General features: G+C 62.2%; 19 protein-coding genes and 1 rRNA gene. 11 read left to right on the top strand and 9 right to left on the bottom strand.

Annotation, left to right across the window (positions count from 1 at the left end):
• The 3 genes from VNH11_31280 to VNH11_31290 all read right to left on the bottom strand — a co-directional run.
• Positions 1-383: ribosomal RNA gene (locus VNH11_31280) — 16S ribosomal RNA — on the bottom strand; the annotation flags it as partial.
• A 382-nt stretch (positions 384-765) separates the two neighbouring features.
• Positions 766-2,661, bottom strand: coding sequence for a hypothetical protein (locus VNH11_31285; GenBank protein HVA50868.1), 1,896 nt, complete (start codon positions 2,659-2,661; stop codon positions 766-768).
• A gap of 88 nt (positions 2,662-2,749) precedes the next feature.
• Positions 2,750-3,580 carry a DUF4384 domain-containing protein gene (locus VNH11_31290; protein HVA50869.1) on the bottom strand — a complete coding sequence of 277 codons (831 nt, stop codon included), beginning with the start codon at positions 3,578-3,580 and terminating at the stop codon, positions 2,750-2,752.
• 236 nt (positions 3,581-3,816) lie between these two features.
• Between VNH11_31290 and VNH11_31295 the strand changes: the two genes are divergently transcribed.
• The 3 genes from VNH11_31295 (at position 3,817) to VNH11_31305 (ending at position 6,368) form a co-directional block, all read left to right on the top strand.
• Positions 3,817-4,242: a hypothetical protein gene (locus VNH11_31295; GenBank protein ID HVA50870.1), complete on the top strand. Its 426-nt coding sequence runs from the start codon at positions 3,817-3,819 to the stop codon at positions 4,240-4,242.
• Between the two features lie 40 nt (positions 4,243-4,282).
• On the top strand, positions 4,283-5,461 hold the full coding sequence (locus tag VNH11_31300; protein HVA50871.1) for a methyltransferase domain-containing protein: 1,179 nt from the start codon (positions 4,283-4,285) through the stop codon (positions 5,459-5,461).
• Between the two features lie 127 nt (positions 5,462-5,588).
• A complete protein-coding gene (locus VNH11_31305) occupies positions 5,589-6,368 on the top strand; it encodes a DUF4058 family protein (protein HVA50872.1) in 780 nt (259 codons plus the stop codon).
• Positions 6,369-6,411: 43 nt separating this feature from the next.
• On the opposite strand, the gene VNH11_31310 is transcribed toward VNH11_31305, so the two are convergent.
• From VNH11_31310 to VNH11_31330, 5 genes are all read right to left on the bottom strand, one after another.
• Positions 6,412-6,642 carry a hypothetical protein gene (locus VNH11_31310; protein HVA50873.1) on the bottom strand — a complete coding sequence of 77 codons (231 nt, stop codon included), beginning with the start codon at positions 6,640-6,642 and terminating at the stop codon, positions 6,412-6,414.
• Between the two features lie 140 nt (positions 6,643-6,782).
• Positions 6,783-7,268, bottom strand: a complete 486-nt coding sequence (locus VNH11_31315; GenBank protein ID HVA50874.1) for a thioredoxin family protein — start codon at positions 7,266-7,268, stop codon at positions 6,783-6,785.
• A 27-nt stretch (positions 7,269-7,295) separates the two neighbouring features.
• Complete coding sequence (locus VNH11_31320; protein ID HVA50875.1) at positions 7,296-8,048, bottom strand: HEAT repeat domain-containing protein; 753 nt, start codon at positions 8,046-8,048, stop codon at positions 7,296-7,298.
• 42 nt (positions 8,049-8,090) lie between these two features.
• Positions 8,091-8,558, bottom strand: a complete 468-nt coding sequence (locus tag VNH11_31325; protein ID HVA50876.1) for a zf-HC2 domain-containing protein — start codon at positions 8,556-8,558, stop codon at positions 8,091-8,093.
• Between the two features lie 90 nt (positions 8,559-8,648).
• Positions 8,649-9,410, bottom strand: a complete 762-nt coding sequence (locus VNH11_31330; GenBank protein HVA50877.1) for a Crp/Fnr family transcriptional regulator — start codon at positions 9,408-9,410, stop codon at positions 8,649-8,651.
• A 478-nt stretch (positions 9,411-9,888) separates the two neighbouring features.
• Here VNH11_31330 and VNH11_31335 point away from each other — a divergent pair, with 478 nt between their 5' ends.
• The 6 genes from VNH11_31335 to VNH11_31360 all read left to right on the top strand — a co-directional run bounded on the left by VNH11_31335 (position 9,889) and on the right by VNH11_31360 (position 16,044).
• Positions 9,889-10,689 carry a menaquinone biosynthesis protein gene (locus tag VNH11_31335; protein ID HVA50878.1) on the top strand — a complete coding sequence of 267 codons (801 nt, stop codon included), beginning with the start codon at positions 9,889-9,891 and terminating at the stop codon, positions 10,687-10,689.
• Positions 10,690-10,705: 16 nt separating this feature from the next.
• A complete protein-coding gene (gene mqnC / locus VNH11_31340; GenBank protein ID HVA50879.1) occupies positions 10,706-11,821 on the top strand; it encodes a cyclic dehypoxanthinyl futalosine synthase in 1,116 nt (371 codons plus the stop codon).
• Positions 11,822-12,491: 670 nt separating this feature from the next.
• Positions 12,492-14,063 carry a 2-isopropylmalate synthase gene (locus VNH11_31345; GenBank protein HVA50880.1) on the top strand — a complete coding sequence of 524 codons (1,572 nt, stop codon included), beginning with the start codon at positions 12,492-12,494 and terminating at the stop codon, positions 14,061-14,063.
• Positions 14,064-14,181: 118 nt separating this feature from the next.
• Positions 14,182-14,877 carry a Uma2 family endonuclease gene (locus VNH11_31350; protein HVA50881.1) on the top strand — a complete coding sequence of 232 codons (696 nt, stop codon included), beginning with the start codon at positions 14,182-14,184 and terminating at the stop codon, positions 14,875-14,877.
• 25 nt (positions 14,878-14,902) lie between these two features.
• Positions 14,903-15,754 (top strand): SUMF1/EgtB/PvdO family nonheme iron enzyme, encoded by an 852-nt coding sequence (locus tag VNH11_31355; GenBank protein HVA50882.1) that lies wholly within the window; start codon positions 14,903-14,905, stop codon positions 15,752-15,754.
• 47 nt (positions 15,755-15,801) lie between these two features.
• Complete coding sequence (locus VNH11_31360; GenBank protein ID HVA50883.1) at positions 15,802-16,044, top strand: hypothetical protein; 243 nt, start codon at positions 15,802-15,804, stop codon at positions 16,042-16,044.
• 34 nt (positions 16,045-16,078) lie between these two features.
• Here VNH11_31360 and VNH11_31365 read toward each other — a convergent pair whose 3' ends face one another.
• A complete protein-coding gene (locus tag VNH11_31365) occupies positions 16,079-16,915 on the bottom strand; it encodes an SDR family NAD(P)-dependent oxidoreductase (protein ID HVA50884.1) in 837 nt (278 codons plus the stop codon).
• Positions 16,916-16,992: 77 nt separating this feature from the next.
• Here VNH11_31365 and VNH11_31370 point away from each other — a divergent pair, with 77 nt between their 5' ends.
• Both VNH11_31370 and VNH11_31375 read left to right on the top strand, forming a co-directional pair.
• Positions 16,993-18,699, top strand: coding sequence for a glycosyltransferase family 39 protein (locus VNH11_31370; protein HVA50885.1), 1,707 nt, complete (start codon positions 16,993-16,995; stop codon positions 18,697-18,699).
• Positions 18,700-19,015: 316 nt separating this feature from the next.
• Positions 19,016-19,633: a hypothetical protein gene (locus tag VNH11_31375; protein HVA50886.1), complete on the top strand. Its 618-nt coding sequence runs from the start codon at positions 19,016-19,018 to the stop codon at positions 19,631-19,633.
• Positions 19,634-19,662: the final 29 nt, after the last annotated feature.

The raw sequence follows: 19,662 nt of genomic DNA on the forward strand, positions 1-19,662 counted from the left end.
ACGCGGCGTCGCTCGGTCAGGCTTGCGCCCATTGCCGAAGATCCTCGACTGCAGCCACCCGTAGGTGTCTGGGCAGTGTCTCAGTCCCAGTGACGCGGGTCGTGCTCTCACACCCACTACCCATCATTGCCTTGGTAGGCCATTACCCCACCAACTAGCTAATAGGACGCAGACCCATCCTCCGGCGGAATCTCACCTTTGGTCCGGAGACGTCATTCAGCATTACCTGCAGTTTCCCGCAGCTATTCTGAACCAGAGGGTAGGTAATCTACGTGTTACTGTCCCTTTCGCCGCTTTCCCCCCTTGCGGGGTTAGCGCTCGACTTGCATGCCTAATCCACGCCGCCAACGTTCATTCTGAGCCAGGATCAAACCCTTCAATTGTTTTAACGCTTAGCCGGGCCGCCGCCTTGCGACTGCAACCCGGTTGATTAGCCAACTGAAAGTTTTGATTGTGAACCCTCGAACGCACTCCCGTGAGGAGAGAACGCCCAAGGGCCATTTGCACGGTCTTGTGCTGGCTTACAAAAATTGACTTGGGATCAACTACCAAATTGTCAAAGAACAAAAATCCCTGATTGGCTCCGGCCAGTTGTCAAACGGGTCGGTGCCGTTCAGGGACTAGGTATTCTAACAAGCGATCAGGCTGTGTCAACAGCCCGCGAAAAATTTTCTCCGCGACGGTTCTGCCCGATGAGTTGCCCAGACCTGAATCGCCAGGACGCCCCTCCAACAATTGAATTCTAATGCTATCGGCACGGGTTGTCTAGCGGTTGATTCTATCTCCGCGAGGCAGGAATTTATAGAGCACCAGTCGGTCGGCACACAGCAGGTTTTGGCCCCGCTGATCAAAGACGGGCGAAGGGAATTCGTCCCGCGAAACAAGTTCATATCGCTCGCTCATCGCATCGAGCCAGGCACGGCAGGCCGCGTCTTGATATTGGTAGACCTGGGCCCGGTATTCGACCACGTGCAGCGGCCAGTCGTGCGAGACCCGCTGCCAATCGACCGGCCCGCCGCGGGCGTGCCGCGGCGAATAAATCTGCTGATTGCAGAGGTACATCGCCGACCAGCCGAGATGGCGGAAGGTGCCCGGCGCAAACTCCCGGCCGAGATCGCGGTACAAACACGCGGCCTCGCCGCCGAACTCCACGCTCGGCCAGAGCCAGCGGGCAAAATCGCGATAGCGTGCGTCGGTCGGCGATTTATACGGGCAGACAAAATCGCGGCCGATCGTACCCAGCGGGATCAACGCCAACACGATGAGCCCCCCCGCCAGCCTCCGCCAACGCAGGTTATCCATCGGGACGTAGCTGACTTCGTGAGAAGTCAGGCCGGCTTCGCGGGTGATCCCCAAAATTCCCACGAATTCTGCTACGCGCCTTACGCGATTGCGGCGACGGGCGATGAGTGCGGCGCCGCCCACGCCCAGCAAAACGCAGATGGCCGGCGCCAGGTATTGCGAGAATTTCACGTGCCCGCCGTAGGGAAAGCGTCCCATCAGCGCCGCCACCAAGTTCAAGGCCGGCGGCGCGAGGCACAGCACCAGCAAACGATGTTGCCGGGCACGGAACAAGGCGATCGTGCCCGTAACGACCAGCAAGAACGTGACGATGCTGGCTCCCCGTTCTCCGCCCAGGGGGATAGCCAGCAGGTCGCCCGTGTGGGTCTTAAAGAGCCAGACGATCCACTCGACCGGCGATCCAAGCGAAGGGAGGTGCTCTTTCCAGTAATCCTGCATCCAAGCCAGCTCGGCCTCGCTCTGGCCCTTGGCGGCAAAGCCGAGCAACAGCAAAAACGCCGACAGCAGAGACGCGTTGTAAAGCAGCCAGCCCGACCAGCCGCCTTGCTTTTCCCTACTCGGTTTTGACAAACGTCTCCGACAATCAAGGTAGGGTGGGACCAGCGAGCTTGCGAGCGCCGGCCCACCATCAACGACGTTGCCCTCGGTGGGCCGGCGCTCGCAAGCTCGCTGGTCCCACCCTACGCCAAACAGCACCACGGCCATCAACAGGCTGATGCCGCCGCAGACAAACACCGCCGGATACGAGAGGCCGATCGCCAGCGGCGCGAAGCCGATGAGCACGGTCAGCCAAAGCGTGCGGCGGCTGCCTCGCCACCATTCGACCCCCGCCGTCAGCAACACCAGTGCCACGAGCTGATCGGGGCCGTAAGGCTTGGCCTCGGCGGCGTAGCGAATGCCCGAATAGCTCGCGCAGAAGGCGGCCACCGCGAGCAGCCGGGCGGGACCTGTCAGCAGCCCCACGGCAAGCTGCCGAAACAGGAGCAGGCTGCCCGCGCTGCAAACGAACGGAAACAGCCGTAGCGACCACTCGTTGAAGCCCAACAGCTTGACCGCGGTCAGCTCGATGGCCAGAAACAACAACGGCGCCACCTGGTGATAATTGAGCGGCCGCAGCAGGTCGCCGTAGGGGCGGTCGATGAAGTTCGACACCAGAAAACACTCGTCTTCCCAGAGCGGAAAGCAAAGCAGAAACCGGACGGCGCGGGCCGCCAGCGCCAGAGCGACGAACGCCCAGATAAGTTGTTCTTGCCGTCGCGGATCGAGCCCGACGTCGTTACTGGCCGCAATCGGCTCCCGCTCAGAGGGCAACACCGAGCGCGGGCGTGGAGCCCTCAGAATCGACGACGCGGGCGACATTCGGCACTCCCTTGCCTCAAGACGCGAAACAACTGCCCCGCGAGAATTATATCGCCTGAACCCTGAACCCTGAACCCCGAACCCTTGCTCACTCCACGGGGGCCGACTTCAACGGGATGGTCACAGAGAGCTTGTGGTGCGAGGCCAATCTCGACACGAGCATCACCAGATTCGATGCCTGCGTCTGGGTCGCCGGCTCCTGCACGAACACGTCATCGGCGCCCGACTCTTTCATTTCGGCCGCCAGTCGGTCGAACACTTTGGCCGAAAGGGGGCCGCGATAGACCAACGCCATGGCTTGCGACTGCTCGATCGCGGCCAACGCCTTTTCGTTCCGCTGCCGAAGCTGGGTCTGTACGTAGCGTTCTTCGGGCGTCAGCAGTGCCTCTTGCTTTTTGCAAACTGCGTCGCAAAGCGTCGTCAACTCAGGCTCGGCCTCGTCGCTGGCGATGAGCACCAACGAGCCGGGCTTGGCCGCCGCTTCGAACTCGAACACGCTGCCGTCGGTCGGCAACTCGACCGGTTGGTCGTGCTTGACCAGACGCGGCGAGTTCTTGTCGCTGGGCAGCAAGCACCGCCGGCAGCCCGCCTCGTCCTCGAAGAAGACATAAAGGAACAAATCCTGCAAAGACTGAATGCGAACTCGGATCTGATCGCCTTGCTTGAAGCGGTAGCTTTGCGTATCGACCGGTACGTCGACTCCGTCCTTACGCAGCAGCACCGTATATTCCAGGGCCACGACGCGCTCGCCGCTGAGCGGAAAAGCGGCGGGCTGATTGCCGTCTTGCGCGTCCTTGTGGTGGCCGATATATTGGCGCACCACCTCGCGGTAAGCCGGCACGGCCGGTTCGGCAGCCACCGCGAGACAACATGCCACCACAGCGCAGCAACCGACGGCTTGCGCCAAAATGCGTTTCATGCCTGGGACCCTCGACTTGTTACACGCCGCTTCCCTTTGGCCAGCAATGCTCGTGCCGCAGGGCGTGCTATTCATATCATACCAAGGCCGGACGTTTGTGGCAGATGCGGGCGGAGATTTTTTTGAGACGAAGGACGCGGCCGGGGCGAAGATTCGACAAAAACCGTTTCGGCGGCTATCATGCCCTAGCAATCCGGCACGTCTCCAAGATTACCGATTTGAAAGGAACCCATGCCATGGCAGACTCTGATTTGACTCGACGCGATTTCCAACGGCTCAGCATGGCGGCCCTGGGCGGCGCCTTGGCCGGCGCGCAGCTCGGCTATGCCGCGGACGAAAAGGAAGAAAAGAACCCGCTTTTGTCCGATCCGCACGTCTGCCGCGGCATCAACACCTGCAAAGGCAAAGGCGCCGACAAGAAGAACGCCTGTGCCGGGCAAGGAACGTGCGCCACCGCCAAGGCCCACTCCTGCCACGCCGAAAACGAGTGCAAGGGACAGGGCGGCTGCGGAGCCAAGCCGGGCGAAAACGCCTGCAAAGGCAAGGGCGAGTGTGCGATTCCGCTCTCCAACCCTGCCTGGAAAAAAGCCCGTAAACGCTTCGAAGAGCTGATGAAGAAAGCCGGCAAGAAGTTCGGCGATGCCCCCCCGAAAAAGAAATAACTACCGCCAACTCTCCGGCACAAGGGCGAGGAGTTTTTACGTGAATACGGAACAGGTTTCACTTCGGGACGATGCCGAGTCGGCTGTCCGCTTGCGCTACGCCGCCGCGGCCGAGCAGGTGGAGCAGGAGCTTTGCTGCCCGATCGAGTACAACGCCGATTACCTGAAGGTCATCCCGCAGGAGATTATCGACCGCGATTACGGCTGCGGCGATCCGACGCCTTGGGTCCGGCCGGGCGAAACCGTGCTCGACCTCGGCTCGGGCGGCGGCAAGGTCTGCTTCATCGCGGCGCAGATCGTCGGCCCCCAAGGTCGCGTGATCGGGGTCGATTGCAATCCGCAAATGCTCGATCTTGCGCGGCGGAACCGGTCGACGGTAGCTGAGCGGCTCGGCTATGCCAACGTCGAGTTCCGTTGCGGGTTGATCCAGGATCTTCAGCTCGATCTCGACAGGCTGACCGACACTCTTGCGCAACGGCCGGTGCGCAACCAGGCCGACTGGCTGGAGCTGCGCGGCGTGGAAGAGCAGTTGCGCCGCGAACATCCGCTCGTGGCCACGGAAAGCGTCGATTGCGTGTTGTCGAATTGCGTCTTGAACCTGGTCCGCGGCGAAGATCGCGAGCAGTTGCTCCGCGAGGTGTTCCGCGTATTGAAGCCAGGCGGCCGCGCCGCCATCAGCGATATCGTGTCGGATGAGGACGTGCCCGAGCACTTGCGGCGCGATCCGCGGCTCTGGTCGGGCTGCATTTCGGGCGCCTTCCGCGACGACCAGTTCCTGCAGGCGTTCGAGAAGGCGGGATTTCATGGCGTGACGATCGCCAAGCGACAAAGCGACCCTTGGCGCACGGTCGAGGACATTGAGTTTCGGTCCGTCACTGTGTTGGCCTTCAAAGGCAAGCCAGGACCGTGCTTGGAACGGAACCAAGCGGTGATTTATCGCGGGCCGTTCAAGAGCGTCGAGGACGACGACGGGCATGCCTATCGTCGGGGCGAGCGCACCGCGGTCTGCGACAAAACCTTTCGGCTTTTGCAGTGCGAGCCCTACGCCGGCCTGTTTGAGGCGATCGAGCCGCGCCAAGCGGTGGCGCTGGAGCAGGCCGAGCCTTTCGACTGCCGTCGCTCGGCCGTTCGGCACCCTCGTGAAACGAAAGGGGTTGATTACGGCGTGACGATCGAACCGTCGGCCCCCTGTTGCGGCGAGGGCGGTTCCTGCTGCTGATCGAGCCGACTGCAAAGTGCCTGGCAGTTGAGCGGTGTGGCTTTTACCTTCTTCGCATCCGCGATTTCCGCAGATAGAATGACATCGCGGTCAGGAGGATTCCTTTTTCAGATGTCGAGCGCAGACCATGAGAAGCCCGTTTCCTGGCATGGACCCGTTCCTGGAGCAGCCCGCCTATTGGCCGGACTTTCACGCCACTTTCGTCAATTACTGGCGCGAAGCGATCGCCGACCTGCTGCCGCCGACGTACGAGGCGACGCTCGGCGAGCGCGTGTATCCGGTGGAACGCGATCCCGACGAGCGCAAGCTCGGCTATCCGGACGTCGCGGTGACGCGTGACGACGGGCCCCTGCCCAGTAGGCCGCACGCTGGCGGCCCAACCGCCACGCTTGAGCCAGCCACCATTCCGCTGACGATGTTGGAAGGGCCGCGGGAGACGTACATTGAGATTCTCCATCGGCCGGAGCACAGCCTGGCGACTGCGTTGGAGCTCTTGTCGCCCGCCAACAAAGAGTTGCCGGGACGGGTGGAGTACCTTGCCAAGCGACGCGCCTTGCTCCTGCAAAAGATCCACCTGGTGGAGTTAGATCTGCTGCTGGCCGGGCGCCGTTTGCCCTTTAAGGAGCCCTTACCGGAGGCCCACTATTATTACTTCCTTTCACGCGGCGAGCGGCGGCCAGATTGTCAGGTCTATTCCTGGACGCTCCGCCAACCGTTGCCCACGTTGCCCGTGCCGCTACGGCATCCTGACCCCGATCTCCAGATCGACCTGGGCGCGGTGTTCGCCACGGTCTACGAACGCGGGAAGTTCTTTCGGCGTGTCGAATATCAAGCCCCAATTCCGGCGTTTGTCGGTGAGGCGGACCGACACTGGATGGACGAAATCGTGAGCAAGCCCCGGACTTAGGCATTGGCCGCGCCAGGAACAAAGCACCGAGTGTAGAAAATTTTTACCGCATGCCCGAACCCTGCATCATGCGGCGGATGGGGCCAGGGGCCGGTTCGGCGGGTTGTGGATAAACTTCGGCGGAGCCGCCGTCGCCGTAAACGGGGCCCGAGACGGCGCAGGCGCCGTTAGGGCACCCGCCTCCCCCGCAGCAGGCGCGGTTCTGGGCGCAACCGGCAAGACAGAGGGCGGTTGTAACGATGCCGGCCGCGGCGAACACCAAAGCACGAGTCATGGCAAATCCTTTCAAAATGAAGCGGCGTGGAGCGTCGGGAGTTCGCCCCGAAAACGGCTCCTTTCACATATTTCGGGCGGCGGCCGCCTCAATCTGTTTGAGGTAGCACACCAATCAGCGGAGCGAAATAGCTCACAGTCCTAAGAGTTCGTTTTGTTTCGAGGAAATCGAGATCGGCGGAACGGACTTCCGCAAGGCGTCGACAATCGGTTGCGGCGACGCGAACATTCCATCCAACAAGATCGGCTTATTTGGACTGCGGCGGGAAAGACCGCGTAGAACGGGATCGAGCCCGCCTTGTTGCCGAGCTTCCTCAGCAATTCGTCGACCTCGGGCGCCGGCTGCGTCTTGTCGGCCTTCAAGGCGATGATGACGTTGTCGGCAATGAATCGCCGCGTTTCGGGCCGGTCGATGGCGACGGCTTCGTTGGCCTTGCAGGTCGGGCACCAATCGGCCGTGAAGTCGACGAAAACCGTTTTGCCTGCCGCCGTGTATTGGGTGAGAAGGGCGTGCGCATAGGGCTGCCACGGAATCGCGTCGCCGGCGTTCGCGGCCTCCACGGGCGATTCCGCCAGCGCGATGTTGCGAGCGGCCAGCTCGGCGAGCTGCGGAAGCTTGTCGCGCAACTGCGCGAGCTGGCCATGACAGACCGGTCACGTGTCGCCATAGATGAAAATCAGCACGACGTGGTTGTGGCCGCGGAATCGGCTCAGCGAGAACGTCGCGCCCGTCAGGCTCTCCAACGCGAAGTCGGGCGCTGGTTGGCCCACGGCGGCGGTGTCCATCTGATTGACATTCCATTCGGCCACGGTCTTAACCAGCTCGGCCGGCACGGGCTCGCTGTTGCGCTCCAGGGCATAAGCGATATGCCGCTTGACGTCCCGGTTCCTTTCGTTTCCATCGAGCGATTTAAGCTCAGCTTCCAGTTCCACCCCGTGGCCCAGCATCCCCAACGCATCGACTGCATAAAGCCGTACAGCCGGCTCGCTGTCGCTCGCCGCGGCTTCCAGCAAATCCTTCACGGGCACTTCAGCCCCCAGGTAGCCCAGTGTCTCGGCAGCCAGGATTCGTGCCGGAGTCTCTGTGCTGCGCAAAGCTTCTATGAGAACGGGTATCGCATCGTCGCCGGCGGCGATCAGCGCCTGTCGAGCACGCAGGCGTGATTTCCAGCCCGTGTCGTCGAGCGGACGCAGGTACGACGGCGGACGCGACGGCGGCTTTGGCAGCCAGGCCGACTCATCCCATTTCTCATTAAACTGGCGCAGGGATAATCCCGGCGACTGCGGCGGCTCAGCGGCCCACGCAGGCGCGGTAAATGCGCAAACGAGTGCCGCTAGCGCGGCGGACCACCGCCCGCCGCGGCCGGCAAAGCAACAACGGCCCATTCTGCTTCTGATTCCCGACATCGCTTCGCTCTCTTGGATCGGTCTTTTTCAGTCACCCGCGTGTCAATCTGCCACGGCCACCGTGAAGGAATCACGCCACAGCGGCACTGAAACTGAATCAACGTCCCCTGGTCGATGTTCACCGACGACGGGCGTCCCCGATTCCATTGACGCCGCGGCGGGCATCTGCTGCCGCATCCGCTCCATCAATTGACCGCAGTGGGGGCACTGGGCCAGATGTTGCCGGATGCTTTCCGACTTCGTCGCAGCGAGCTTGCCGGCCATGTATTCCGGCATCAGCGCGCGGACGCGGCTGCACGTAATGCCGCCAAAGTCGAATTCGGCCTGACCCTGATGGCGAGACGCCACAAAGACGCCTCCCCAAACCGTCAACACCAAGACCAGTGCCGCCGCCAGACCCCGGTTCAGCACCTCGTGCCGCCGGCGCCTGCGCGCCTTCTGCACCATGCCGCCCAGCACACCTGGTGGGCACGGTTGCCAGTCGTCGTTGTCCAAAGCTGGCTTGGTCATGGCCTTCACCTGTAAACGCTGTTCCTCATCTTTGTCATTATCGCCATTCCCAGCCGTCTTGACTGTGAAAGGCCATACATTCCCAAACAATTATCTGCTCGCTTTCGGAACCGGCGCCGCTCCCCAGGCGGGAGCCGCACGCCGGTCCGCCGGAACCTTCGGCGGCAGAAGCAAAATGCTCGCCGCCAGCCGCTCCGCGTCGGTCAACACGATCGTCCGGCGGCCGAGCTTGAGGCTTCCTTCGGCCTGCAACTCGCCGAGCAGCACGGTCACCGTTTCTCGCGTGCTGCCGATAATGCTGGCTAAATCCTGGTGCGAGAGTTTGATGCCCAATTCGATGCCGGCGGCCGTGCGCTTGCCGTACTGCTCCGACAACTCCAGCAGCAGATGCACCAGCCGCTCGCGGTTCGAGCGAAACAAGAGGTATTTCAAACGCCGCTCGATTCGCTTGCGGCGTAGTCCAATCAGTTTCGTAATCCCCACGGAGACGAATGAATGCGTCTCCATGAGCCGTTTCATTTCCGCGGCGGGAATGAGCACGACGTTCGAGGCCTCAACGGCCTCGGCATATTCTTCACGTTGCCCGGTTTCGAAGATCGCCAGTTCGCCGAACAGCTCGCCCGGCTCGATGAACGCCAAGATGGCCTGCTTGCCGTCGCCGGACAGGCTGCAGATCTTCGCCCTCCCTGAAGCCAACAGCAGCACGCCGCTGGCCTCGTCGGCGGGCAAGTAGATCGGGTTGCCGCGCGGAAACGAGCGGAAGCGGCAGCGACCTTCGAGAAAGCCCAGCTCGTCGGGCGTCAATTGCTCGAAGAGATTGCACCGCTTCAGATACCAGGTTTTCTCAGGCATGCCATGATTCTATCGGCGGCCAATCCAGGCGCAAATGGTAAGTCGCCTGCTGTGCCTGCCCAAGCGAGTTCCCCGGTGTTATCCTAGGCGTCAGGTATCAGGCGCGCCTGACGCCTGAGGCCCAAATCCTGACGCCGAGAGCACCGGGGGCACCGCCTGGTCGCATCCTCTCCCACCGGTCCCCGCAACTTATGACACCACCGCGACTCGGCCTGCCACAACTCGGTCTGGGCGTCGGCCTGCGCACCGCTCATTTCCCTTACCTGCTCGAGCATTCGTCATTTCAGGAGTGGTTTCGCACTTGGACGGCGGCCGGGTTCTTTATCGCGGCTACCACACCTGACAGAGCGCGAGCGATGCACATCCATGAACCAACGAGTTAACAAGCCGCTGCAAATGCGGTTGCTTCTTCGTGCAATGGCCATGTCGCGAGGCAGCGGCTAAAATGCGAACTTCGGCCCCAAACGATCTCCGCTTCATGCACCCTCGAACGAAACTTCGCGTCGGCGCGGTCAGCTACCTGAATACCAAGCCGCTCATTTATCGGCTGGGCGAGCTCGCGCCGCAGATCGAGCTGTTGCTCGACTTGCCCAGCCGGCTGGCCGACGGGCTGGCCGGTGGTCGGTTCGACGTGGCACTGATCCCGTCGATCGAGTATTTCTGCGATCCGAGCTACACGATCGTTTCCGATGCCTGCATCGCCTGCCGCGGCCCCGTGCTGTCGGTGAAGCTTTTCAGCCGCGTGCCAATGCGCGAAATCCGCAGCCTGGCCCTCGACGAAGGCTCGCGCACCAGCGCCGTGCTGACGCGCGTCCTACTGAAAGAGCGATTCGGCCTCGAACCACGCATCGAGCCGTTGGCGATCGGCGCCGCCGTGGCCGACACGCCCACCGACGCGGTGCTGGTCATCGGCGATCGGGCAATCCAATCGCAGGGCGGCCCGTTCGTCGAGGTCTGGGACCTGGGCGACGAATGGTGCCGGTGGTCGGGTTTGCCGTTTGTGTTTGCCATGTGGGTCGCCCGGCCGGGAATTGACGTTGGCGAGCTCGAAACCGCCTTTTCGTCGGCCCGCGATCTGGGACTGGCGAACTTGGAAACAATCGCCGCCGCCGAAGCCGCGCCGCTGGGCCTATCGCGGCCGCAGTGCGTTTCGTACCTCCGCGACAACCTCCATTTTTATCTCGGCGACCGCGAGCGCCGCGGGCTCGACCTGTTTCGCAGCCTGGCTCAGACGCTGGTCGAACGCTATTCCGTTCTCACAGGCGAGCGGCAGGCGTGAGCCTGCCGGTAATACCTTGAAAGCCTCCAACTCCCAACTACTCGATAAAGCGGTCGCCGGCGAACGGCTTTCGCCCGACGAAGGGCTGCAACTCCTTCAGTCGCGCGACCTGGCGGCGCTGGGACGCGCCGCCGACGCCGTCACGCGCCGCCTGCACCCGGAGAATTACCGCACCTACAACATCGACCGCAACATCAACTACACGAACATCTGCTCGGCGGTGTGCGACTTCTGCGCCTTCTATCGCCGGCCCAAGCACCCCGAAGGCTACGTGCTCGACCGCGAAATTCTGCTGAAAAAAATTCAAGAAACGGTCGCTCTGGGCGGCGACCAGATTTTGATGCAGGGCGGAATGCACCCCGAGCTGAAGCTCGACTGGTATGAAGAGCTGCTGTACGACATCAAAACCCGCTTTCCGCAGGTCAACGTCCACGGCTTCAGCCCGCCGGAGATTTTCGCCTTCACCAAGGTGAACAAGCTGCCGCTGCGGACGGTGCTTTCGCGATTGAAAGAGGCGGGCCTGGGCAGCTTGCCCGGCGGTGGGGCGGAGATTCTGGTCGATCGCGTCCGCAAGCAGATCACTCGCGGCAAGGTGCTCACCGACGACTGGCTCGACGTCTGCCGCGTCTGGCACGAGCTGGGCGGCAAAGGGAGTGCCACGATGATGTTCGGGCACGTCGAGACGCTGGCCGAGCGGATCGAGCACCTGGAACGGCTGCGGCAGTTGCAGGACGAGACGGGCGGCTTCACCGCGTATATCTGCTGGACCTTTCAGCCCGAACACACCGACCTGGCACACTTGCCCAAGGCGGGAGCGTTCGACTATCTGAAAACGCAGGCCGTCAGCCGCTTATATCTCGACAACTTCCCCAACATCCAATCGAGCTGGGTGACGCAGGGCCTGAAGATCGGCCAGATCGCTCTCGTGTATGGGGCGAACGACATGGGCAGCCTGATGATCGAGGAGAATGTGGTCGCCTCAGCCGGCACGGTGCATTACCTGACGCTGGAGCAGATTCGCGACGCGATCCGCGAGATTGGCTACACGCCGCGGCAGCGCGACGTGTTCTACGAGTTGATCGACACCCCACCTTTGGCAACTGGCAACGATTGCCAGTTGGCGGTTCGGTAGGGAACGCACTCTGTGACGCTCCGCGGCGATGTTGAGCTTAGTCGCCGCGCGCTGCCCCGGAGATCTGCGCCGCCCACTCTCGGTCGGCAGGAGAAGGAGGGGCATCGGGAGTCTCACCATACGCCAGCCGCCGATCGTAGTCGCCACGCGCGAACGCCTCCAGAAAAACGGGTTGCAACTCAATGATAACGTCGGCGTCTGGTAAGTTGAGCGGAACAGCCTTATGATTCATTCTATGCTCGGTTGCTCGGCGGCGAAACGCTGCGCGGAGACAGGAATCGAGTCGCGGGCGCCGGAACACGTGCGAGGCAGATTCGGAACGCCTTGACCCGCCGCCAACCGACGACTACAGTTAAGCACGTGCCGGGAACGTTTCCCGGCCGAAAAAACAAGGTTAGAACGATGTTGCTTGCCGCCCGACTGCCGCTTTTGTTGCTGGCGCTACGCCGGACGAGGCCGTAAGGGTTCGCGCAAGCGAGATCAAAACCGCACCGAGCGAGAAGAATCACGGACCCTGAGGCCTCTGCCAAGAGACCTCGGGGTTTTTGCGTTTATGGCACCGAAATCACCACACAGGGCATGGTTGGCGTTGCGCGCTCCCGGCGAGGGGCCGGCCTCCACGCTTCGCGGTACAATTCATTATCACGCCTCATTGAAGGAACCACATACCATGTCTTCACGACGAATCACGATCTTCGACACCACGCTCCGCGACGGCGAGCAATCGCCCGGCGCGAGCATGAACATCAACGAGAAAATGGAAATCGCCCAGGCTCTGCACGAGCTGGGCGTCGACGTCATCGAGGCCGGTTTCCCCATCGCTTCGCAAGGCGATTTCGACGCCGTCCGCCAAGTGGCCCAGGCCGTTCGCGGCCCGATTATCTGCGGCCTGGCCCGTTGTAACGAGCAGGACATCGACCGTGCCTGGGAAGCCCTCAAGCATTCCAGCCGGCCGCGCATCCACGTGTTTCTGGCCACCAGCGCCATCCACCGCGAGTTCAAGCTCAAGATGGACAAAAACGAGATCGTCGAGCGGGCCGTGGCGGGCGTGCGGCGGGCGGCGGGCTACTGCGACGACATCGAGTTTTCGCCCGAAGACGCCGCCCGCACCGAAGTCGATTTCCTCTGCCAGGTGGTCGAGGCGGCCATCGCGGCCGGCGCCACCACGGTCAACATCCCCGATACGGTCGGTTATGCCACGCCGGCGCATATCGGCGGCGTGATTCGCACGCTCCGCGACCGCGTGCCGAACATCGACCGGGCCGTGATCAGCATCCACTGCCACAATGATCTCGGCCTGGCGGTGGCCAACAGTCTGGCGGCCATCGAGAACGGGGCCGGGCAAGTCGAGTGTACCATCAACGGCATCGGCGAACGGGCCGGCAACTGCTCGCTGGAAGAGATCGTAATGGCCCTGCGCACGCGGCAAGATTTTTATGGCTGCACTACCGGCATCAACACGCAGCGGCTCGTGCCCACCAGCCGGCTGGTGTCGAACATCACGGGCATTCAAGTGCAGCGGAACAAGGCCATCGTCGGCCGCAACGCCTTCGCTCACGAGGCGGGCATCCACCAGGACGGCATGCTCAAAGAGCGTTCGACCTACGAGATCATGCGGCCCGAAGACGTGGGTCTGGCGAAGACCGACCTGGTGCTGGGCAAGCACAGCGGCCGTGCGGCCCTTGCCGACCGCGTGAAGGCGCTGGGCTATCACCTTTCGGCCGAGCAGATTCAACGCCTGTTCGAGCAATTCAAGGCCCTGGCCGACAAGAAGAAAGAGGTTTACGACGCCGACATCGCGGCCCTGATCGACGACAAATTCCGCGAAGACCTGGAGCTGTGGTCGATGAGCCATTACCACCTCACGGCCGGCACCGGCATGACGCCCAGCGTCACGCTGACGCTCAAGCACGGCGAGCAGGAGGTCACGCGCGAGGTGACGTCGGGCGACGGCCCTTTCGACGCGCTGTTTTGGGCTATCGAGCAGATCACCGGCATCGAAGTGGTGTGCAAAGATTTTCGCATTCACAGCGTCACGGTGGGCAAAGACGCCCAGGGCGAAGTGACGGTGGAGGTGGAGCACAACGGGCACACCTATCGCGGCCGCGGCGTTTCGACCGACAGCATCGAGGCCAGCGCCAGGGCGTTTTTGAACGCCATCAACCGCGTGGCGGCGACTGGGGGCAAAGGCCCGAAAAGGGTCAGCCCCTATGAGGCGGTTGATGCGGCGGCGAAGCCGTGAAAAACCGTGTGTGGGCGGCGGCACACGCCAGATCCGGTGGCTGGTGCTGATTGAAAACCAGTGGTGATTGGCTTAGTATCGAGGACAGGGAGGCGAATAAGTTACGAGGAAACGATCTATGAGCATCCTAGCGCATCCCAAAAAAGGCGTCCGGCTGTTCGTCAACGGCGAGCGCATGTCGCAGCCGGAATTCCACCGGCGCTACGAAGCTTGTCGCAACGGCGAAAAGTGGGAGCTTGTCGGAGGCATCGTTTACATGGCATCGCCGTTGAAACTCAAGCACTCCCGCTATGACGGCGAGATCGGTCTCCTGCTGGAAACCTATCGCTTGCGAACGCCGGGCATTGAAGTGATGCATAACGCCACTGCCATACTCGGTGAGCATAGTGAGCCGCAGCCCGACCTCGCCATGCGCATCCTTCCGGAATACGGCGGGCAGTCGCGGACCACGGCCGATGACTATTTGGAAGGCGCTCCGGAGTTGGTCGTCGAAGTCGCCCACAGCCGCCGTGCCTTGGCCATGCACACGAAGCACGAAGACTACCAGCGCAGCGGGGTGATCGAGTATTTAGTCCTGCTGGTGGAGGAACAGGAGATCCGGTGGTTTCGCTTTCCCCGCGACGAAATCCGGCCGAATCGTGAGGGGATCAGCCGTTCGCGCGTATTCCCCGGCTTTTGGGTCGATATCGAGGCCCTTCTGCGCCGCGATTCAAATCGGCTGATGGAAGTTCTCCAGCAGGGCCTCGCAAGCCGGCCGCATGCCAGCTTCGTCAGGCGACTTCAAGCGGCCCATCGACGCGGCCCGAAAGGATAAGGGCATGCGAATCATTGAAGAAGACATGGTCGACTGGGAGCCGCTGCGGATGCGGTTCATTTTCAAGGACCCAGTCGCCGATGGAAGGCGTGAGGTGTTGGTCGCCTTTATCGACGATTGGTTTGGCGAAAAAGAAAAGCGCCGGCTTGCCGCAAGAGGAGCTGGAACGGAGCCACAACCCTTCGTGAAAGACTACTGCGGGGCAAATATCGACGGCGCCACCGCTGTCGAAACGCACGCCGAGCTCATTCCGCCGGAGTGGCTGCAGGAGCTTACCGGGGCGGTCGAGCGGTCGTTTCCCGACGTCGATCACTTACGGCTTGGCTTTCCGATCGAAGGGCCGACCGTTCGCTCAGGATTTAAATGGGTGCGTGTTCCGCGAGGCGAGGTGATGCTTCGCGGCAATCCCGTCACGATCGGCGACGTTGACATTTCGCTGCATCAGGTGTCGGTTGGCCAATTCGAACAATTCATGCGTGAAACGGGCTATCGCCCAACGCGAGATCGCATTAAGGGCGACGGCGCTCTGATGGGTTGGTTGAGAATCAACTATGGGCGCAGCCCGAAGGTGCCGGCCTTTGGCGTCACTCACCATGACGCCCTCGCTTACTGCGAATGGGCGCGGATGCGATTGCCCTCGGAAGCAGAAGTGTACGCGTTTTTCTTGTCAACGGCGCGTGACGGCCACCGTCATATGTGGGGCGGCGAATGCTGGACCGGCGATGTTGGACCTGACGGCACGTTTCTCGCGTGCCACGGCCCGTACTTAGCTGCATTCGAGAGATCACCGCCGCTTACAGAAAACGAGCGAAATTACTACGCCCCCGATCATTACGACTACTCGTCTGTCAGCTTTCGTGTGGCCAAAACGGCGTGATTGCGACAAGTTGATGTCCCAGCGCCGCGATCGCAAATCGACCGGTTTTGCCAATTGACGCCGGCCTTGCCGCGCTCGACAATTTCATTATGAGCACTGAAGCGAAGCCGATCCTCGACGCAGATACCGAAGCGCTCATGGAGCGCGTTCTGCACGGCAAACCGCTTGATCCCGAGGTCTATCGACGAATCCGGGAAGAGGGCGACAGAATTACCGAGGAAATTCGCCGGCAGCACGGCACAATCGAGATTGCGGTCGACCTCATCCGTGAAATCCGCGACGAGGAATGACGTACGCTCGCCGTACTGCCGTGAGTTCTCTTCCTCACTCCCCGCGTCCCTCACCCGACGGCGGATTGTGCCCGTGCCAGGTCGACATGCTGCCGGTGATGCCCAGCCAGTCGCAGGTGCGACGAAACCAAGAGGGCGGCAATACGCCTCGGCTGAACGGCGTGATCTTCACCAGCCACGGTGTGAGCACCAGTTCCTGCCGCTTTCTCACTGCGCGCACGACGAGCCGCGCCACCTCGTCCGCCTTGAGCATCCGCGACAAGAGCGGCACGCGCACGCCGGCCGCCATGCCCGTGTCGATGTAGCTGGGACAAACCGCCGTGACCGCCACGTGGCGATGGCCCAGCAGCCGCAACTCTTCGCGTATCGACTCCGAAAAGCCGAGCACGCCCCATTTGCTCGATGCGTAGGTCGTGGCGTAGGGCAAGGCAATCAACCCCGATGCGCTGGCCACGTGTACCAGATGCCCTTCCGCACGGGCGATCAGGTCGGGCAAGAAGGTGTGCGCCATCGCCACCTGGCCCAGCAGGTTCACGTGATAGGTGGCGTGGTGCTTTTCCAGGGGCACGTCGAGAAACGTCCCGCCGAAGGCCACGCCCGCGTTGTTCACCAGCACGTCGATGGGACCCTGTTCGCGATGCACGCGGTCGCGCACGTCGCCAATCATGGCGTTGTCGGTGACGTCGAGCGCGTAACCGGCCGCCCGGCCGTCCGCCCCGCCGACCAGCGAGAGCGTTTCCGCCATCCGTTCGGCCATAAGGTCGGTGACAATCAGCTTCGCACCGGCCGCCGCAAAGGCCAGCGCCAGCTCGCGGCCCAGCCCGTGGCCCGCGCCGGTAATCAACACTCGCTTGTCAGCCAAAGTTTGCATGCGGCAGACCGTATCGTTAGGTTTGAGATATGACCAAAGACTAACCGCCGGGGCGACGGATTTCGAGAGCAGTTTGCATGCACTATCGGCGTGAGAAGACGGTCGTCTCGCTCTTGCTGCTGACGACGTTCTCGCTGGCCGCCGGTTCCGCGGCGCAGAAGTCGGTGACGGTCGATGAATACCAGGCGCTGCCGCATGGCTTGGCGATGCTGAAAACCGGCGACTTGCACCTTGCGACCGCCGTGCCGCTCGTGCCCAGCCTGCTGCCGGCACTGCCGCTGTTGGCCACCGACGCACGACTGGATGTGTCTCCGATGCGCGATTACACCAGCTCGTGGCAGTGCGGCAGACAGTTCGTCATCGACAACGCTCTTGAGCGAGATCCGCGATCCGGGCAACTCGTCCCCTCCGGCCGCTATCACGACTACTTTTTGCCCGGACGGCTGGTTTCGGTCGCTGTGCTGCTCGTCACCTGTGGCCTGACGTATGGTTACGCGCGCAGTCTGTATGGTCCGCCGAGCGGGCTGTTGGCGATGCTCGTCGCCTGCTTCTCGCCGAATTTGCTGGCCCACGGCCGGCTGATTACGCCGGACATCTACCTGGCCGCGGCCATGATTGGCTGCTTGTGGACATTCGACCATTGGCTGAGCCGGCCGACTTGGGGCATCAGCGGAGTGCTCGGCCTGTGCCTCGGCACGGCGGCCTTGTGCAAGCTTACGGGCCTGCTGCTGTTCCTCCTCTTTCCCGCGCTGCTCGCCGGCCAATCGCTCGTCGATCGCATAGGATCGCGAGACGCGGGAGTCGGTCGCCCGCCAAAGCACCGCGTCTGGGCGCTCATGGCCGTTTCGTTGGTTGCCGGGATACTCGTCATCAACGCCGGCTATCTGTTCGGCGGCACGTTCGCGCCGCTGGGACAGTTCCAATTCGAAAGCCGGCAGATGCGGGCGCTGGCCGACGTCTTTCCCGGCTGGCTGCCCGTGCCGCTGCCCCGATACTTTTTTCAAGGCATCGACGCGCAACTCGCCGAGTCGGGCTATACCGCCTACCTGATGGGCGAATTCAACGACACGGGGTTTTATTCCTATTACCTCGTGGCCCTGCTGGTGAAAACGCCCGTGCCGGTGTTGTTGCTGTGCGGCCTAGCGTGGCTTTACGGCGGGTGGCCGACGCGGCGCGAGCTGCCCATGATCGCTACCGCCGCCTTTTTGCTGCTGTTCTTTTCGCTTTCACGGCACAAAAACATCGGGGTGCGGTACGTGTTGTTTTTGGAGCCGATGATGGCGGTGTGGATCGGCCGCCTGTTGAGCGGCACGGCCATCCGGCGAACCTGGCTGCGTTACACCGTTACTGCTTCCGCAGCTTGCCTCATCGCCATTACTCTGACGAGTTGGCCGCATTATCTCCCGTATTTCAACTGGCTCAGCGGCGGCCCGAACAACGGTCATCGTTGGCTGCTCGATTCCAATCTCGATTGGGGCCAGGACCTGATTGCCTTGCGGCGGTACATGGAAAAGGAGCAGATCGAAGAGATCGACTTGGCCCACTTCGGCCGCGTTCCGCCGGCGGTCTACGGCATCCGCCACCGAACGTTGCGGGCAGGCGAGAAGCCCATCAACCGACACGTGGCGATCAGCGCCAACTTGCTTTGGGGGGTGATGTACGTCGTCAACGGCGACCTGAACTATTGGCCGGACGATCCCGACGGCTACCGGGCCTTTCGCCAGATTCGCCCGAAAGCCATTCTGGGGCACAGTATTTACGTATTTGAGATGGAGCCGCGATAACCGTCATTTTGTAAAGCTTCGCCGAACTCGGTACGCGGGCCCCGTACACCAACCCGAAGCGCCAGCGAGGAACGTGAAAAGGCGGCAAAACCTCGCTTGCGCTTCGGGTTAGTGTAAAAATGGGAACGGGTTCGGCGAAGCTTTACGTCATTTTCAGCGCAACTCAAAGCGGCGCCGTTACTTGCCTTGCTTGCGGCCCGCGTGAGGGCTAAAATCGGTAATCCACCGCGGGCCGTTGCCGGCCCGGGCGCGCGACATACAATGATTTTGCGTGCTGCGCGGCGGAGGCACCCTGGGTGACGAAGGAGCGGATCCCATGCCCGTTGAGCGAGCCACACACGTTCGGTTGATTCTCTGTCTTTGGCCCGGACTGCCCCAACTCTGGCTGTCGGGGGCGTGGTCGGGCCTGGCGCTGGCCATCGGCTTTGCCCTGTTGCTCGACCTATTATTACTGACAAGCTTGCTGTGGACGGAATGGGTGGAACATGCCTTTCGTTTTGCCGGCTGGACCGCGGTGGCCGTGCTGTGGGGCATTTCCGTCATGACCGGCTGGCGTTGGTCGAGCGAGCAAAAGACGTCTTTCCAGCGTCCGCGCGAGGAGGACTTGTTTCCGCGGGCTTTGGGGGAATACTTAAAGGGGAACTGGTACGAGGCGGAGACCGCTTGCAAGAGCCTGCTGCGGCGCGTGCCGGGCGACATCCAAGCTCGGCTGCTGTTGGCAACGTTATTGCGGCGTACCCGGCGTTGGCCCGAAGCACGCGAGCAGTTGCACACGCTCAAACGGCTGGAGGCCGCCGCAGGATGGGAATTCGAAATTACTGATGAGGAGCAGCGACTGACCGATGCCGAAGAGCAAGCGGTCGTCGAAGTCGGCGACGAGATGGAAGTGGGAGACCAAGTGGCGATGCCGCCCGCAATGCTGGGGGCGGCGTAACGGAGGATGGCCTTCCCAGGCCGTCCTGA

This window comes from Pirellulales bacterium, assembly GCA_035533075.1.
Taxonomy (GTDB): Bacteria; Planctomycetota; Planctomycetia; order Pirellulales; family JAICIG01; genus DASSFG01.

Bases quoted from the DNA above. Each gene is read 5' to 3' on its own strand.
- VNH11_31285 (HVA50868.1), bottom strand. From the start codon at position 2,661: ATGTCGCCCGCGTCGTCGATTCTGAGGGCTCCACGCCCGCGCTCGGTG.
- VNH11_31290 (HVA50869.1), bottom strand. From the start codon at position 3,580: ATGAAACGCATTTTGGCGCAAGCCGTCGGTTGCTGCGCTGTGGTGGCA.
- VNH11_31295 (HVA50870.1), top strand. From the start codon at position 3,817: ATGGCAGACTCTGATTTGACTCGACGCGATTTCCAACGGCTCAGCATG.
- VNH11_31305 (HVA50872.1), top strand. From the start codon at position 5,589: ATGAGAAGCCCGTTTCCTGGCATGGACCCGTTCCTGGAGCAGCCCGCC.
- VNH11_31310 (HVA50873.1), bottom strand. From the start codon at position 6,642: ATGACTCGTGCTTTGGTGTTCGCCGCGGCCGGCATCGTTACAACCGCC.
- VNH11_31320 (HVA50875.1), bottom strand. From the start codon at position 8,048: ATGTCGGGAATCAGAAGCAGAATGGGCCGTTGTTGCTTTGCCGGCCGC.
- VNH11_31325 (HVA50876.1), bottom strand. From the start codon at position 8,558: ATGACCAAGCCAGCTTTGGACAACGACGACTGGCAACCGTGCCCACCA.
- VNH11_31330 (HVA50877.1), bottom strand. From the start codon at position 9,410: ATGCCTGAGAAAACCTGGTATCTGAAGCGGTGCAATCTCTTCGAGCAA.
- VNH11_31335 (HVA50878.1), top strand. From the start codon at position 9,889: ATGCACCCTCGAACGAAACTTCGCGTCGGCGCGGTCAGCTACCTGAAT.
- VNH11_31345 (HVA50880.1), top strand. From the start codon at position 12,492: ATGTCTTCACGACGAATCACGATCTTCGACACCACGCTCCGCGACGGC.
- VNH11_31350 (HVA50881.1), top strand. From the start codon at position 14,182: ATGAGCATCCTAGCGCATCCCAAAAAAGGCGTCCGGCTGTTCGTCAAC.
- VNH11_31355 (HVA50882.1), top strand. From the start codon at position 14,903: ATGGTCGACTGGGAGCCGCTGCGGATGCGGTTCATTTTCAAGGACCCA.
- VNH11_31365 (HVA50884.1), bottom strand. From the start codon at position 16,915: ATGCAAACTTTGGCTGACAAGCGAGTGTTGATTACCGGCGCGGGCCAC.
- VNH11_31370 (HVA50885.1), top strand. From the start codon at position 16,993: ATGCACTATCGGCGTGAGAAGACGGTCGTCTCGCTCTTGCTGCTGACG.
- VNH11_31375 (HVA50886.1), top strand. From the start codon at position 19,016: ATGCCCGTTGAGCGAGCCACACACGTTCGGTTGATTCTCTGTCTTTGG.